The 15033-nt window shown below is 50.4% G+C and carries 15 protein-coding genes, 1 pseudogene and 1 riboswitch; of the genes and pseudogenes, 1 reads left to right on the forward strand and 15 read right to left on the reverse strand.

Features of this window, described 5'->3' with window-relative positions:
* Positions 1-37 precede the first annotated feature (37 nt).
* From H8S44_RS05010 to H8S44_RS05060, 11 genes and pseudogenes are all read right to left on the reverse strand, one after another.
* A pseudogene (locus H8S44_RS05010) lies at positions 38-334 on the reverse strand (VirD4-like conjugal transfer protein, CD1115 family); the annotation flags it as partial.
* Entirely contained in the window at positions 331-807 is a 477-nt protein-coding gene (locus H8S44_RS05015) for a PcfB family protein (protein WP_118530730.1), read from the reverse strand. The gene H8S44_RS05015 and the pseudogene H8S44_RS05010, both read right to left, overlap by 4 nt.
* 82 nt (positions 808-889) lie before the next feature.
* Complete coding sequence (locus H8S44_RS05020; protein WP_118530728.1) at positions 890-1108, reverse strand: DUF5348 domain-containing protein; 219 nt, start codon at positions 1106-1108, stop codon at positions 890-892.
* Between the two features lie 19 nt (positions 1109-1127).
* Positions 1128-2039 (reverse strand): DUF6017 domain-containing protein, encoded by a 912-nt coding sequence (locus tag H8S44_RS05025; protein ID WP_186871550.1) that lies wholly within the window; start codon positions 2037-2039, stop codon positions 1128-1130.
* A 540-nt stretch (positions 2040-2579) separates the two neighbouring features.
* Complete coding sequence (gene rseP, locus H8S44_RS05030) at positions 2580-3611, reverse strand: RIP metalloprotease RseP (protein WP_186871551.1); 1032 nt, start codon at positions 3609-3611, stop codon at positions 2580-2582.
* Between the two features lies 1 nt (position 3612).
* Positions 3613-4755 (reverse strand): 1-deoxy-D-xylulose-5-phosphate reductoisomerase, encoded by a 1143-nt coding sequence (gene dxr, locus H8S44_RS05035; RefSeq protein WP_186871552.1) that lies wholly within the window; start codon positions 4753-4755, stop codon positions 3613-3615.
* Positions 4756-4783: 28 nt separating this feature from the next.
* Positions 4784-5593, reverse strand: coding sequence for a phosphatidate cytidylyltransferase (locus H8S44_RS05040; RefSeq protein ID WP_186871553.1), 810 nt, complete (start codon positions 5591-5593; stop codon positions 4784-4786).
* Position 5594: 1 nt separating this feature from the next.
* Positions 5595-6314, reverse strand: a complete 720-nt coding sequence (locus H8S44_RS05045) for an isoprenyl transferase (protein WP_186871554.1) — start codon at positions 6312-6314, stop codon at positions 5595-5597.
* A gap of 115 nt (positions 6315-6429) precedes the next feature.
* Positions 6430-6984, reverse strand: a complete 555-nt coding sequence (frr, locus tag H8S44_RS05050; protein WP_186871555.1) for a ribosome recycling factor — start codon at positions 6982-6984, stop codon at positions 6430-6432.
* Positions 6985-7010: 26 nt separating this feature from the next.
* Positions 7011-7706, reverse strand: coding sequence for a UMP kinase (gene pyrH / locus H8S44_RS05055; protein ID WP_186871556.1), 696 nt, complete (start codon positions 7704-7706; stop codon positions 7011-7013).
* 320 nt (positions 7707-8026) lie between these two features.
* Positions 8027-9379, reverse strand: a complete 1353-nt coding sequence (locus tag H8S44_RS05060; protein ID WP_186871557.1) for an alanine/glycine:cation symporter family protein — start codon at positions 9377-9379, stop codon at positions 8027-8029.
* Positions 9380-9496: 117 nt separating this feature from the next.
* Positions 9497-9599, reverse strand: a riboswitch (glycine riboswitch).
* A gap of 198 nt (positions 9600-9797) precedes the next feature.
* On the opposite strand from H8S44_RS05060, the gene H8S44_RS05065 reads away from it, so the two are divergent.
* Positions 9798-11459 carry a diphosphate--fructose-6-phosphate 1-phosphotransferase gene (locus H8S44_RS05065; RefSeq protein ID WP_186871558.1) on the forward strand — a complete coding sequence of 554 codons (1662 nt, stop codon included), beginning with the start codon at positions 9798-9800 and terminating at the stop codon, positions 11457-11459.
* A gap of 83 nt (positions 11460-11542) precedes the next feature.
* Here the strand turns inward: H8S44_RS05065 and H8S44_RS05070 are convergent, their stop codons facing one another.
* The 4 genes from H8S44_RS05070 to H8S44_RS05085 are packed head-to-tail and all read right to left on the reverse strand — an operon-like array spanning position 11543 to position 14982.
* Positions 11543-12253, reverse strand: coding sequence for an ABC transporter ATP-binding protein (locus H8S44_RS05070; protein WP_186871559.1), 711 nt, complete (start codon positions 12251-12253; stop codon positions 11543-11545).
* Between the two features lie 13 nt (positions 12254-12266).
* Positions 12267-13025 (reverse strand): ABC transporter ATP-binding protein, encoded by a 759-nt coding sequence (locus H8S44_RS05075; protein ID WP_186871560.1) that lies wholly within the window; start codon positions 13023-13025, stop codon positions 12267-12269.
* A 1-nt stretch (position 13026) separates the two neighbouring features.
* Positions 13027-14091: a branched-chain amino acid ABC transporter permease gene (locus tag H8S44_RS05080; RefSeq protein WP_186871864.1), complete on the reverse strand. Its 1065-nt coding sequence runs from the start codon at positions 14089-14091 to the stop codon at positions 13027-13029.
* Between the two features lie 9 nt (positions 14092-14100).
* Positions 14101-14982, reverse strand: coding sequence for a branched-chain amino acid ABC transporter permease (locus H8S44_RS05085; RefSeq protein ID WP_186871865.1), 882 nt, complete (start codon positions 14980-14982; stop codon positions 14101-14103).
* Positions 14983-15033: the final 51 nt, after the last annotated feature.

The raw sequence follows: 15033 nt of genomic DNA on the forward strand, positions 1-15033 counted from the left end.
TCCATAAAGTCGTTGTTTACAGTTAAGATTATGCACTCCAACGGGCTGAACCGTATTCGATACCTTTTCGATATTTCTTTGCGTTCTTGCCTTTGAAGTACACCATAAGCCGGATAAGGACAGCCCCCGCAATACCGATAAGCAAATCCATAGGGGCAAGGCTCGGAAGCGGGTTTGCAAAGGCAGCGGAAAAGCCGTCTGCAAGGGAAAGCACCTTGCCGGAAAGGTCAGCTCCCGGAGAGAGCCGCACCGCCTGTCCGATTTTGTCAAAGAGATAGACAAAGAGCAGATAGGGGGCGTTTAGGATAAGCAGCTTTTTAAGTTCTGGCTTCATAGCGATACCTCCCTGTCCTTTTTCTTCACTTTGTCCCTCTGTTCGTTCAGAGCTGCCGCCTTATCTTTCATAGTAGAAAGCAGCTTGCGGATAGAGGGCTTTTTATCCCTGCCTAATTTCTTTGCGGTAAATTCCCGAAATGCTTCGGTCATAACGTCAATATCCTTGCCCTTAAAAGACACAAGATAGGTCGGCGGCTTGCCGTTCTCAATCTTCTTGACGTTGTAATCAAGCCCGTTTTTCCTTGCGATAGGGTCAAAGGCTTTGATATTTTGGTCGGTAATCTCAATGTTGGAAACCTTTTCTCCCGGCTTCATAAGCTGCCGCATAGTGATTTTTCCATGCGGGGCTTTGGTTAGCTGCCCTTTGCCTTTGGCAAGCAGGGCTTTCATAGCCTTTTGCAGCACTTCGGCGGTCAGCTTAGATGTTTTGATTGCTAAAGACACGACTTTTTCATTGACTTCATCTTGCATGAAATCCCTCCTTTCATAGTTTGGTTAGGGTGGTGTGCCGCTTCGGGGCATAAAAATAAGGCGTACATTTTTCATGCCGCCTTTAGATACGCACCCGCAGCCCGTTCAAATCCGAAGCCCTCACACCAACAAGATACCAGTTGTTCCCGTACTCCATGCGGGTCGGCTTCCATTTGCCGCGTACAAACACTTCAAAGCAATCCCCACAATGCAATCCTCCGTAGTAGTCGTTAAGGTCAAAGCGAATGTCGTAACGGTCTGCCGTTTCATCAAAAATCAAAGCTCCTGTTTTCTGTGCCATACTAAAATCCTCCTGTTTTTTAATAGCCGCCGTACATATCGTGGTTGACAAGGGCGGTGTAATAGCTGTCTATGGTATTGGGTGCGTTGAAAAGTACCGCTTTCAGATATTGCTTGATGTTGCGGATTTTCGTGGTGTTCTCTTTCATGCAGTCAAAGACAAATTCAATGTGGCTGCTGTTGAGCTTCATAAACTTTGCTTTGACAAGCTCTGCCGGATAATCGTCCCCGGCGATACGAATTGTCTTTCGTTTGGTGCAGACCGTTTCAAGGATAAGGGACACAATCTCGTCCAATCGTTCCCTGTCAATGTTGGTATGCTTGATAAAATGCTCATACTCGATATTGTCCTTGATGATTTCCTCATACACGCTGTATGCGTCTGCCGCTTCCGTTCCTTTCCGTTCCGGCTCTGCCGTTTCTTCCCTCAAAGGAGAGGGGTTAGGGGAAAGGATAGGAATGGAATGGTTATTTGATAAATCCGTATTTGATTTTTCTTTTTTTGATAAGTCAGTCTTTTGTATATCTTTATTTAATTGCATTGGATTTTCCAACGTCGGGTTATCCGCTGTCGGATTTTCCAATATCGGGTTATCCGCTGTTGGATTTTCCAATACCGGACAATCCAATGCCGGGGGCTGTGGCTGTTCGTAAATGGTGTACTCGATAGCGGTCATTTTACCTTTCTCGTCGCGTCCCTGCCGTCTTGTGATATATCCGGCTTTTTCAAGCTCCCATACAGCGGTGCGGATAGCGTCGATACTTTCCCGGTTGATATAGGACAGTCCTGCAAGGGTATAGTCCCAATCCTCCGGCAAGGACAGCATTTGTGATAACAGCCCTTTTGCTTTTAGGGAAAGCTCCTTATTGCGTAAATGGTGGTTACTCATAACCGTATATCCTGTGTTTCTCTCCACGCGGAAAACTGCCATAGCTTCATCAACTCCTTTGCTTCATATTTGTTACGCAGTAGAACAGCAATTTTGAGGGTTTAGGTATCAATCCCTTACTGTGTGAAAACCGCACCCGCAAAGCCTTATGTAGCAAAGCTCTTTTTGCCCCTACTGCGTAACATGAGGGTAAAAAAATAGCGGCGTTCCTTGTTTCCCTGTTGGGATAAGGTAACGCCGCCTGTGCGGTACATTATAATATTTTAACTTCTGTTCTATCATGCTATATGGTTCTATCCGTAGAAATCTGTATGCCCATTTATCAATACATAAAATGCGTTGGACTCTGGTTTTCGACTATCTTTTTACACCCATTTCTACACCCAAATGGCATGAAAGTATATGATTTTGTATGAAGTTTTATGAATTTACAATTTCAAAAAACCTTGTAACCATGCGGTTTTACGGACTTTTATTGAGGTATATAGATTTATGAAAAAAGGCTAATTTACAACAATACCTAATTTCATGTTATCTATATCCTCCTACTACAATAATATTTATGGTTCAAATTCCATATTTTTATAAAATGTTCCGAAAGTCATTGAACATCACCACCAGCATCAGCGCCATCAGAAGCATCAGGCCTACAAAATGTACCATGCCCTCCTTCTCCGGATCGATCCGCTTTCCTCTGCGGATTACTTCAAGAAAGAGGAACACCAGTCTTCCGCCATCCAGCGCCGGAATTGGCAAAAGATTCATCACGCCCAGATTGGCCGACAGCAAAATAGAGATATTCAGCATATTCAGCCATACATAAAAGCCGCCGTCCTGCTTGCTGGCCTCGTAGGTATTCCCGATAGTATTGACGATTCCCACCGGCCCGGAGATATCATCGGCGCTGACCCTTCCCCGGAACATCATTCCCAGACTCTGCAATGTGGTACTGATCCAGTATTTTACTTCATAGGCGCTGTACCAGACCGTCTGGAATATATTGCCCTTGGTCCGGACGCCTGAACCACGGAAGCCCAGCAGATAGGTGCCGCTCTCGGAAAGCTTCGGTTCCAGCGTCACTGCATGGCGCTCTCCGTCCCGCTCATAGGTCACAGTGACTGTCTCGCCCTGATGGGTCTGTACATAAAGGCTGACCTCCCGGTACACATGAATCTTCGTGTGATTCATCTGCACGATCCGGTCTCCCGGCTGAATACCTGCTTCCGCCGCCGGGTAGCCATCTGCCACAGCCACCACATCCGGCGCGTCGTAGCCGATACTGCCGATGATGAATAAAGACAGGAAAAAGGCCAGAATAAAGTTGAAAATAGGTCCCGCCGCCACCACGGAAATCCGGGTCCACACGGATTTTTTCCCGAAAGCGTTCTCGTCGTCGCTATCGCCGTCCTCGCCCACCATCATACAGGAACCGCCGAAGGGCAGAAGTTTCCAAGAATACCGGGTCTCTCCGATCTGTTTACTTAAAATCCGGGGGCCCATTCCCAAAGAAAACTCCGTCACTGCGATGCCGCCGCGCTTGGCCAGCAGAAAATGGCCAAACTCATGGAACAGCACAATCAGGCTGAATATCAGAAGCGCAAGTATAATCTTCAAGCTACCACCTGCTTTCGATGAATTCGTATACCGCCTGTTCTGTTTCCAGAATATCCTCCACAGACGGATTTTCTTTTACCTTATGATGCCCCATACAGGTCTCGATGATTTCGGGAATCTGCAGATAGGCAATCTTCCGATCCAGAAACTTGGCTACCGCCCGCTCGTTGGCTGCATTGTAGACCGTGGGCATGGAACCGCTCGCAGCAGCCGCGTCAAAGGCAAGCTTCAGTCCCCGGAAAGTCTCCATATCCGGCTTTTCAAAGGTGATCTCTGTCAGCTTCCAGAAATCCAGCCGCTCACCCGGCAGGAATCTGCGCTCCGGATAATACAGGGCATACTGGATGGGCAGCTTCATATCCGGTGTGCCAAGCTGAGCGATGACCGCCCCGTCCACGAATTCCACCATGGAATGAATGATACTCTTGGGCTGTACCACGATCTGGATATCCTTCGGTTCCACGCCGAAAAGCCATTTCGCCTCCATCATTTCCAGTCCCTTGTTCACCAGGGTGGACGAATCGATGGTGATCTTCCGGCCCATGGCCCAGTTAGGATGTTTCAGGGCATCCTCCACCTGAATATTCTTCAGATCTTCTATTTTTTTCCCGCGGAAAGGTCCGCCGGAGGCCGTCAGCAGAATCTTTTTAAGCTGACCTTTTGTTTCTCCGTTCAGACACTGGAAAATGGCGCTGTGCTCGCTGTCCACCGGCAGAATCTTCACGCCGGTCTCTTTCGCCAGTGGTATAATGATATGCCCTGCGGTCACCAATGTTTCTTTGTTGGCCAGGGCAATGTCTTTTCCTGCTTTCATGGCCGCAATAGTGGGAACGATTCCGATCATTCCTACAATGGCAGTCACCACGATCTCCGCCTCCGGGATGGTGCAGACCTCAATGAGGCCATCCATACCGGATACAATCTTCACATCCAAATCTTTTACTGCGTCCCGCAGTTCTTTTGCCTTTTCTTCCGTCCAGACTGCCACGGTTCTCGGATGGAACTCCCGGATCTGCTCCTCCAGTTTCTTCACATTGCTGCCTGCAGCCAAAGATACGATTTCCAGATCGCCGTTATTTCTCGCCACTTCCAGAGTCTGGGTTCCGATGGAACCGGTGGAGCCCAGAATTGCTATCTTCTTCATGCTTTTCTCCTCATTGCCTTATGAAACTCTATCGGCTGAACACCAGAAGGGTCAGCGCGTAAATGATCGGTGCGGTAAAGATCACGCTGTCGAACCGATCCAGGATACCGCCGTGTCCCGGAATCAGATGGCCGTAATCCTTAATAGCATGGTTCCGCTTGATGGCCGAAGCCGCCAGATCACCGATCTGGGACACGGCGCCGCCAGCCGCGCACAGAATCACACAGCCCTGCCAGTCCAGCTCAAAAATCAGGCCGTAAATGGCTCCCAGAAGGGCTGCGCCCACAATACCGCCGATACCACCCTCCACAGACTTCTTCGGACTTAAGACAGGAGCCATCTTGTGTTTCCCGATAAGCATTCCCACTGCGTAAGCACAGGTATCGCAGCCCCAGGAACAAATGAAAATCAGGAAATACACAATGGGCGTATTTTTTCCCTCCACAGGAATCATGCGGGTCTGGTATAAGAAAGAAAGCATCAGGGCCACATACACCAGGCCGAAAAAGGGCGCGGTGATCTCGTCGGTCTTATACTTCGGAAAAGTCACCACATAGATGCCCATCAGCACCATCAGGAAGGCCACCAGCAAAAGGGGCCCAGCCAGGTTCAAAGCTTCCCCCATGTAAACAGCTCCATAATAAAGTACCGCAAAAATCATGCCACAGATACCTGGGGCTTTTTTCTCCAGTCCGAAGACCTTTAGAAACTCCCAGTATCCAATCAGGGAAATCAGAAGGGTAAATCCAAACAGTACCGGACCGCCCGCGATTCCTGTGGATATAATAATTGCCAGCAGCACAATGCCGCTTATCAGTCTCGTAAGAAATGACTTCATCTTATTCCTCCCTTACGCCGCCGTAGCGTCTGTCACGCTTATTATACGCGTCAATGGCCTTTTCCAATTCAGCTTTTGAGAAATCCGGCCAGTGTACGTCGGCAAAATAAAACTCGGAATAGGCCAGCTGCCACAGCAGATAGTTGGACAGCCGCTGCTCACCGCTGGTGCGGATCAGCAGATCCGGATCCGGAATTCCCGCCGTATCCAGGTAGCTCTCAAAGGTACTCTCGCTGATATCTTCCAACGTAAGCTTCCCGGCGTCCCGATCCGCCGCCATCTTCTTCATGGCCCGGATCATCTCATCCCGGCTGCCGTAATTGATGGCGATCTGGAAATTCAGGCCGTCATTATTCTTCGACGCTTCCTCCAGTTCCATGATCCTCTCCTGAATATCCGGATCCAGACGGGTCTTATCGCCGATGACCCGTACCCGCATATGGTTCTTCTCCGCGGTCTTCAGACAGGTCTTCATATAATTCCGCAAAAGCTTCATCAGGGCGTCCACCTCATCCTGAGGACGCTTCCAGTTTTCTGTGGAAAAAGCGTAGACGGTCAAATACTTGATTCCCATATTCCAGGCTTCCCGGCAGATGGTTTCCACATTCTTGCTACCCTGGGCATGTCCGTAGTTCCGTGGCATCCCCTTGGCCCTGGCCCAACGGCCGTTGCCGTCCAGAATGATGGCCACATGCTGCGGTATCTTTCTGTTTTCTTCCATTTTTTATTCCTCCGTGTTATTCCGGCGACCCGATGCTCCATCTGTCTGAATCGCACAATGGGACGGGCAGCAAAAAGCAGCCGCCCGTCCCCTCCTGTTTTCTTGCATGAAGTCCTTATACGGTCATAATCTCCTTGGACTTCTCCTCCACTGCCTTATCGATGTCCGCAATGTACTTATCAGTCATCTTCTGAGTCTTGGTCTCCAGATCCTTCATGTCGTCCTCGGAAATCTCATTGGCCTTGTTCTGTTTCTTGAAGGCTTCATTGGCGTCACGACGGATATTGCGGATGGCTACCTTGGCAGCCTCGCCCTTCTTTTTGATATCCTTTACCAGATCCTTTCTGCGCTCCTCTGTCAGCTCCGGGAATACCAGACGGATCACAGTGCCGTCATTGGACGGTGTAATGCCAAGATCAGAGGTCATAATCGCTTTCTCGATGGCCTTGATCAGGCTCTTTTCCCAGGGCTGAATCTGCAGCATTCTGGGCTCCGGTACGGAGATATTTCCCACCTGCTGAATGGGGGTCGGTGTTCCGTAGTAATCCACCTTCAGCTTGTCCAGCACATGGGGATTGGCCCGGCCTGCACGGATCGCCGTCAGCTCCCGGATCATGGCGTCGTAAGACTTTGTCATCTTCTCTTCATATACTTTTAATCTCTCATCCATATTCAAATCCTCCAGTCAGTTAATACTTATACGGTAATTTTTGTTCCGTTAAACTTACCTCTTACGGTATTTACAATGCTGTTCTCGCCCTCCAGGCCGAATACCAGCATGGGCATCTTATTCTCCATGCACATGATGGAAGCAGTCAGATCCATGACGGCCAGACGCTTGTCTACCACCTCAGCGATGGAGATCTCGTCGTACTTCTTCGCGTCCGGATTCACCTTGGGATCGCTGTCATAAACGCCATCGATGGCCTTGGCCAGCAGAATCACATCTGCCTCGATCTCAATGGCCCGAAGGGTCGTGCCTGTATCTGTGGAAAAATAGGGGTGTCCGGTACCGCCTGCAAAGAACGCTACGCCGCCTTCCTCCAAAAATGATACCGCCTCATCCTTGGTAAACAGCTTGGCAAAGCCGCCGCATACAAAGGGGGTATATACCTGGGTCTTCATTCCTACAGAGCGGAAAATTTCGGAGGTGTAGATACAATTCATAACCGTAGCCAGCATGCCAATCTGGTCTGCCTTGGTACGCTCCATATTCTCACTGGTACGGCCTCTCCAGAAATTACCGCCTCCGATGACGATACCTACCTGAATGCCGTCGTCCACCAGAGTCTTCACCTGATTTGCCACGCCCAGAACCGTAGCCTCATCAAAGCCTGTGTGCTTCTCTCCCGCAAGAGCCTCACCGCTTAATTTCAGTAATACTCGTTTCATGTTCGGATCTCCTTCTTGTAGTCCGCAGTACTCACACTGCTCAATACTAGGTTTAGTATATCACAAGTATAACCCCCATTTCAATCAGGGATTGCGTAAGATTTCTTTTTTCCACTCTGAAACTAAGAAAGAATGTGCCATTGGCACATTCTCGCGCTGAGGCGCGGTTGCTTCAGCAACCATCTACCACTGCGCCGAGTGCGCATCTTTGCAAGCTCTGCTTGCTTTTATGGAATAGGGAATTCTATCGGAATTTCCTATTCCATAAAAAATACCGCCGGCATCCTTCCTATGAATGCCGACGGTATCCTTTTCTCACTTTATTTTTTTCCGTATTTCTTACTGATTCCCACCACGACACCGCTCAGGGCTATCAGGGCCATGGCGTTCGGGATAACCATCAGACCGTTAAAGAAATCTGCCAGCTCCCATACCAGGTCTACTTTCAGGGTGGAACCTACGATAATAAAAGCTACGACAATGATGGAGTAAACCTTCACCGCTTTTTTGCCGAACAGGTACTGCACGTTGATTTGCCCGAAGAAATGCCAGCTCAGCACCGTAGAGAAGGCAAAGAACAGAAGGCAGATGGCCACGAAAATATCTCCAAAGCTTCCGAATCCTCTCATAAATGCCTCCTGGGTCAGGGCGATGCCGTCCTTGCCGGAATCCAGGGCTCCGGTAGTCAGCACGGAGAATACTGTCAGATTCAGTACAATAAAGGTATCAATGAAGACGCTGATCATGGCAGTCAGTCCCTGCTCATGGGGATTTTTCGCCGCCGCCCGCGCATGAGCATGGGGTGTGGAACCCATACCGGCCTCATTGGAGAAAAGTCCCCGGGCCACGCCGTAGCGGATGGCTTCCCGTACGGTGATACCTGCCGCGCCGCCGACCACTGCAGTCGGATTAAAGGCACCCACGAAAATCATTTTAAACGCGCCCGGAAGAGCGGTAATATTCATGCCGATCAGAATCAGGCTTCCTACGATATAGATGCCCGCCATGAAGGGAACTACTTTTTCTACCACCGCTGCCAGTCTCGTGGTGCCTCCCACAAAGATAAAGGCTGCGATCACGGCCAGAAGAATACCGATGGCCACCGGCGGGATATTCATGTTCCTGGATTCAAAGACGCCGGAAAATGCCGCGCCGATGGAGTTTGACTGTACCATATTGCCCATGAAGCCCAGGGCCAGGATGATAAATACCGCGAAAATCACGGCCAGAACCCGTCCGAAGGTTCCTTTAAACGCCTGATGGATGTAGTAAACCGGGCCTCCGGTCACCTCGCCGTCCTTCTTTGTCTTATATTCCTGGGCAAGGGTGGCCTCGCCGTAGATAGTCGCCATTCCGAAAAAGGCGCTGACCCACATCCAGAAGATGGCTCCCGGACCGCCCGCAATCAGGGCCGTAGCCGCTCCGGTCAGATTACCCGTACCTACCTGGGCCGCTATGGCGGTGGCCAGAGACTGGAACGGGGTCATCTCGCCCTCTTTCCGCTCTCCACCGGATGACTTAAAGTGTCCAAATACAAGGCGGCAGCCCTCTCCGAACTTCCGTACCTGAATAAACTTCAAACGAATCGTAAAGAAGATTCCCGTACCGCACAGGATGATGAGCAGAATCAACCCCCACATCCATTCATTCACTGCTTTCACAAATTCCAACATCGCTTTTTCCCTCTCTTTTTCACGTATTTCGCTGCGCTTTTCCCTTTTTTCCGGATTTTGGCGCAAAAATAAGAGCTGATTTTTCAATCAGCCCTCCAAAGAGTAGAACAATCTGCTTATGTAAGCCCTGTCCTTTTGCCTGAGAGATAGACAGACGTTTGTTTTTCGTCTGTGTTACACCTTCGGCGCTCATCGCTTGAGACTCTCCAGAGTTCATCGGTTTGTGTTTTTCGACCGTGTTGACTATAGCACACTTTTGTCCGTCTGGCAAGGACTATTCGCAAATTTTTTTCCTGCCTTTCCTTTTTTCCCGAAAATCCTGCTTTTTTTCCCCGGTACTTGTTTACTTTTTCCCCAAAATATATTAAAATCGAACCGAACTATAATGTTACAAATTTTTATAAAGGAGATTTTTGTTATGGAAATTTCAGCTTTACAGAAAGCCAGATATGAGTACACTCCGAAGCTTCCGGGCATGCTCAGAAACGGCATCGCAGATATTTGCGTAAAAGAAGGCGAAGCGACACAGAGCGTAGCAGATCAGGACAAGATCAAGGCGCTGTTCCCGAACACCTACGGTGAGAAGGAAATCACCTTCGAGAAAGGCCAGAACACTTCTGCTCCCAAGAAGCAGGTGGTAGGCGTAATCCTTTCCGGCGGACAGGCTCCGGGCGGACACAACGTTATCTGCGGTCTCTACGACGCGCTGAAGGCTACCAACAAGGAGAACGTTCTGTACGGTTTCAAGGGCGGCCCCAGCGGACTGATCAACGATGATTTCGTAGAGTTCGACGATGAGTTCATCAACCAGTACCGTAACACCGGCGGATTCGATATCATCGGTTCCGGCCGTACCAAGCTGGAGACTGAGGAGCAGTTCGCTATCGTTTCCGAAGTATGCAAGAAGCATGGCGTAACCGCTGTTGTTATCATCGGCGGCGACGATTCCAATACAAACGCTGCCGTACTGGCTGAGTACTTCGCAGCACACAATACCGGCGTTCAGGTTATCGGCTGCCCGAAGACCATCGACGGCGACCTGAAGAACGAGGATATCGAGTGCTCCTTCGGTTTCGATACCGCTACCAAGACCTACAGCGAGATCATCGGTAATATCGAGCGTGACGCAAACTCCGCTAAGAAATACTGGCATTTCGTAAAGGTTATGGGAAGAAGCGCTTCTCACGTGGCTCTGGAGTGCGCTCTGCAGACTCAGCCCAGCATCTGCCTGGTTTCTGAGGAAGTAGCTGCAAAGAAGATGTCCCTGTCCCAGATCGCTGACTACATCGCTGACTCTGTAGCAAAGAGAGCTGCAAAGGGCATGAACTTTGGTGTGGCTATCATTCCTGAGGGTGTGGTTGAGTTCGTACCGGAGTTCTCCGTACTGATTCAGGAGATCAATGAGCTTCTGGCAGGCAGCAAGGCTGAGGCATTCAACGCTCTGGCTACCTGGGAAGAGAAGTATTCCTTCATCGAGAAGGGCCTGACCAAGGAGTCCATGGAAGTATTCGCTATCCTGCCCCAGGCTATCCAGCAGCAGCTGTTCCTGGAGAGAGATCCCCACGGCAATGTACAGGTTTCCCTGATCGAGTCTGAGAAGCTGTTCTCCGCTCTGGTTAAGGATAAACTGGAAGCAAGAAGAGCTGCCGGAACCTACAACGGTAAGTTCTCCGCTCTGCATCATTTCCTGGGATACGAAGGAAGATGCGCATTCCCGTCCAACTTCGATTCCGACTACTGCTACTCTCTGGGTTACAACGCATTCATGCTGATCCAGTACGGTTATAATGGATACCTGTCCAAGGTTTCCAACCTGTCCAAGCCGGCCAGCGAGTGGGTTGCAGGCGGTATGCCCATTACCAAGATGATGAACATCGAAAGAAGACATGGCGAGGACAAGCCCGTTATCAAGAAGGCTCTGGTTGAGCTGGACGGCGCTCCCTTCAAATACTTCGAGGCTCATCGTGAGCAGTGGGCTGAGGATACCTGCTTCGTTTATCCGGGTGCTATCCAGTACTACGGACCGACTGAAGTATGCGACGCTACCACCAAGACTCTGGCGCTGGAGCATGCTGAGTAAATTCCGATAAAATGTCTAAATAACAAAGATTCCCCGCGAGGCTTTGAGCCCACGGGGATTTTTGTTACTTCTTATTCTTCTTTTTATTCTCCCAGATACGCTTTCTTAACCTGGTCATTATCCAGAAGCATCTTGGCGTCGCCTTCCAGGACGATCTTGCCGGTCTCCAGGACGTAGCCTCTGTTGGCGATGGAGAGAGCTTTCTTTGCGTTCTGCTCTACCAGGAGAACGGTGGTGCCGCTCTTGCTTACTTCCTGGATGATGTCGAAAATCTCGTTTACGAAGATGGGGGACAGGCCCATGGAGGGCTCATCCATCAGGATGATCTTCGGATGGGACATGAGGGCACGGCCCATGGCCAGCATCTGCTGCTCGCCTCCGGACAGGGTTCCTGCCATCTGGTTCTTACGCTCCTCCAGACGGGGAAAGCGCTTGTATACACGGACCAGAGTCTCCTCGATCTCCTCTTTGTCTTTCCGGGTGAAGGCGCCCAGCTTCAGGTTATCCAGAACGCTCAGCTGCGCGAATACCCGGCGTCCCTCGGGGACGTGGGCCATTCCCATGGATACGATCTTGTGGGCAGGAATCTTCGTGATATCCTGTCCCTCAAAGAAAATCTCTCCATGCTTCGGGGAAACCAGTCCGGTGATGGTCTGCAGAGTGGTGGTCTTACCTGCTCCGTTGGCTCCGATCAGGGCAATGATCTCACCCTCGTTTACCTCGAAGGAGATTCCTTTAATGGCCTGAATCATGCCATAATATACCTGTATGTCTTTTACTTCCAGCATTGCCATATTCTCGTTCCTCCTATTCTCCCAGGTAAGCCGTGATTACCTTCGGATCCTTCAGCACCTCTGCGGTGGGGCCCTCTGTCAGAACCTGACCGAAGTTAAGGACAGTCAGCTTCTCGCAGATGCCGGATACCAGCTTCATATCGTGCTCGATCAGAAGAATCGTCATATGGAATTTATCCCGTACAAACCGTATGGTCTTCATCAGTTCCAGTGTCTCGTTGGGGTTCATGCCGGCCGCCGGCTCATCCAGAAGCAGAAGCTTCGGATCCGTCGCCAGGGCTCTGGCGATCTCCAGCTTTCTCTGCTTACCATAGGGCAGGTTGGACGCTTTGTAGTCGGCCTCCTTATCCAGATCGAAGACCTTCAGAAGCTCCATGGCCCGCTCGTTCATCTCCTTCTCCACCTTATAGTATCTGGGCAGGCGGAGGATACCGGTCAGGGTCGAATATTTGTAATGATTGTGAAGTCCTACTTTTACGTTGTCCAGAACTGTCAGTTCACTGAATAATCGGATGTTCTGGAAGGTACGGGCGATGCCGTGCTTGTTGATCTCAATGGTCTTTTTCCCGGTGATATTCTCGCCGTCCAGCATGATATAGCCATCGGTGGGTTCATACACACCGGTCAGCAGATTGAACACCGTGGTCTTTCCGGCTCCGTTGGGGCCGATGAGACCGTATAACTGTCCCTGTTCTATCTCCATGTGGAAGTCGTCCACGGCGCGAAGTCCGCCAAAGGAGATTCCAAGATTCTTTACTTCCAGTAATGCCATCTTACTTTCCCTCCTCTGCTTTGCTTCTCCGCTTGAAAAACGCCTTCATCCGCTCCTGGATCTCCTGGCCTCCCTGGCTGGAGGTGAAGATCATGGTGGCGATCAGAACCACTGCGTAGATCAGCATACGGTAATCGTTCAGGGCACGGAGCATCTCCGGAAGCAGGGTCAGTACCACGGCAGCGATGATGGAACCGCGGATATTGCCGATGCCGCCCAGAACCACGAATACCAGAATCATAATGGACATGTTATAGCCGAAGTTCTTCGGCAGCGCAATCAGGGTAGACAGGTTATGGGCGTACAGTACGCCGGCGGTTCCTGCCAGAGCTGCGGATACGCTGAAGGCCAACAGCTTGTATTTGGTAATATCGATACCTACGGACTCAGCCGCGATCCGGTTATCACGAATGGCCATGATAGCGCGGCCCGTACGGGAGTTGATCAGATTGATGACGATAAACAGCGTCACCAGGATCAGGATAATACCGATGAGAAAGGTGGAATCATTGGGGGTTCCGGTGATTCCCTGAGGTCCCTTGATCAATACCTGTCCGCCCGGCTCCAGTCCCAGCGAAATACTATCTTTGGTGGACATATGAAAACCTGCGCTGTCCCGCCCCAGGAACACTACATTGACCACGTTCTTAATGATCTCGCCGAAGGCCAGGGTAACGATAGCCAGGTAGTCGCCCTTCAGACGCAGTACCGGGATACCAATCAGCAAGCCGAATATGGCCGCCACTACTGTTCCAATCAGCAGCGCCAGGAAAAACCGCAGACCTGCAGGCTGAATCACATCTGCTGTGATTTTAGAAAACAGCGCACTGGAAAAAGCGCCCGCGCACATAAAGCCCGCGTGTCCCAGACTCAGCTCTCCCAGGATACCTACGGTCAGGTTCAGGGAAATAGCCAGAATCACATAGACGCAAAGGGGAACCAGCAGTCCCTTTAACAAACTTGACACCATGCCCGCCTGCATACAAAAGGTTACGATAATATAAGCTGCAACTACAATTCCGTATGTAATCAGATTGCTGCGAAGCTGTTTGCTCATTTTCTTCATCTTCTCCACCTACACTTTCTCCTGGATCTGCTTACCCAGAAGTCCGGTGGGCTTCACAAGCAGAACCACAATCAGGACCGCGAACACGATGGCGTCCGCCAGCTGGGAGGAAATATAAGCCTTGCTTAAGATCTCAATAATGCCCAGCAAAATACCGCCGATAAAGGCACCCGGGATGGAACCGATACCGCCAAATACCGCTGCTACGAAGGCTTTGATACCGGGCATAGCTCCCGTATAGGGTGTCAGAGCCGGATAGGAAGAACACATCAGCACGCCTGCGATAGCTGCCAGGGCGGAACCGATGGCGAAGGTCAGCGCAATGGTGGCATTGACATTGACACCCATCAGCTGTGCCGCTCCGCTGTCCTCAGATACCGCCAGCATGGCGCGTCCAGACTTAGAATACTTCATAAAGAGCATCAGACCGGCCATGATAATCAGGCAGGCCAGAACTGTCACAATGGTCTCGCCGGAGAGCACCAGCTGTCCGTCCATGAGCTTCAGGGCCGGAACGGTTACCACAGATGTAAATGACTTTGTATTAGCCCCATAAATCAGAAGTGCTACGTTCTGTAGAAAATAGCTGACACCGATGGCGGTAATCAGTACTGCCAGCTTAGAAGCCTTTCTCAGGGGCTTGTAGGCAATCCGCTCAATCAGAACGCCCAGCACCGTACATGCCACTACGGAAATCAGAACGCCCAGCACCGGCGGAAGTCCCATACCACTGACTGTGGTAAATACCACGTAAGCGCCAATCATAATAACGTCTCCATGCGCGAAGTTCAGCATCTTCGCGATACCGTATACCATGGTGTAGCCCAGCGCGATCAGCGCGTACACACTGCCCAGACTGATGCCGTTCACCAGGTAGGATATAAATCCTATCATACATAACACCTCTTCTTTTTTCTGTTTTACGAGTTTGCGTTCCATTAT

This window comes from Anaerosacchariphilus hominis (assembly GCF_014290175.1).
Taxonomy (GTDB): domain Bacteria; phylum Bacillota; class Clostridia; order Lachnospirales; family Lachnospiraceae; genus Laedolimicola; species Laedolimicola hominis.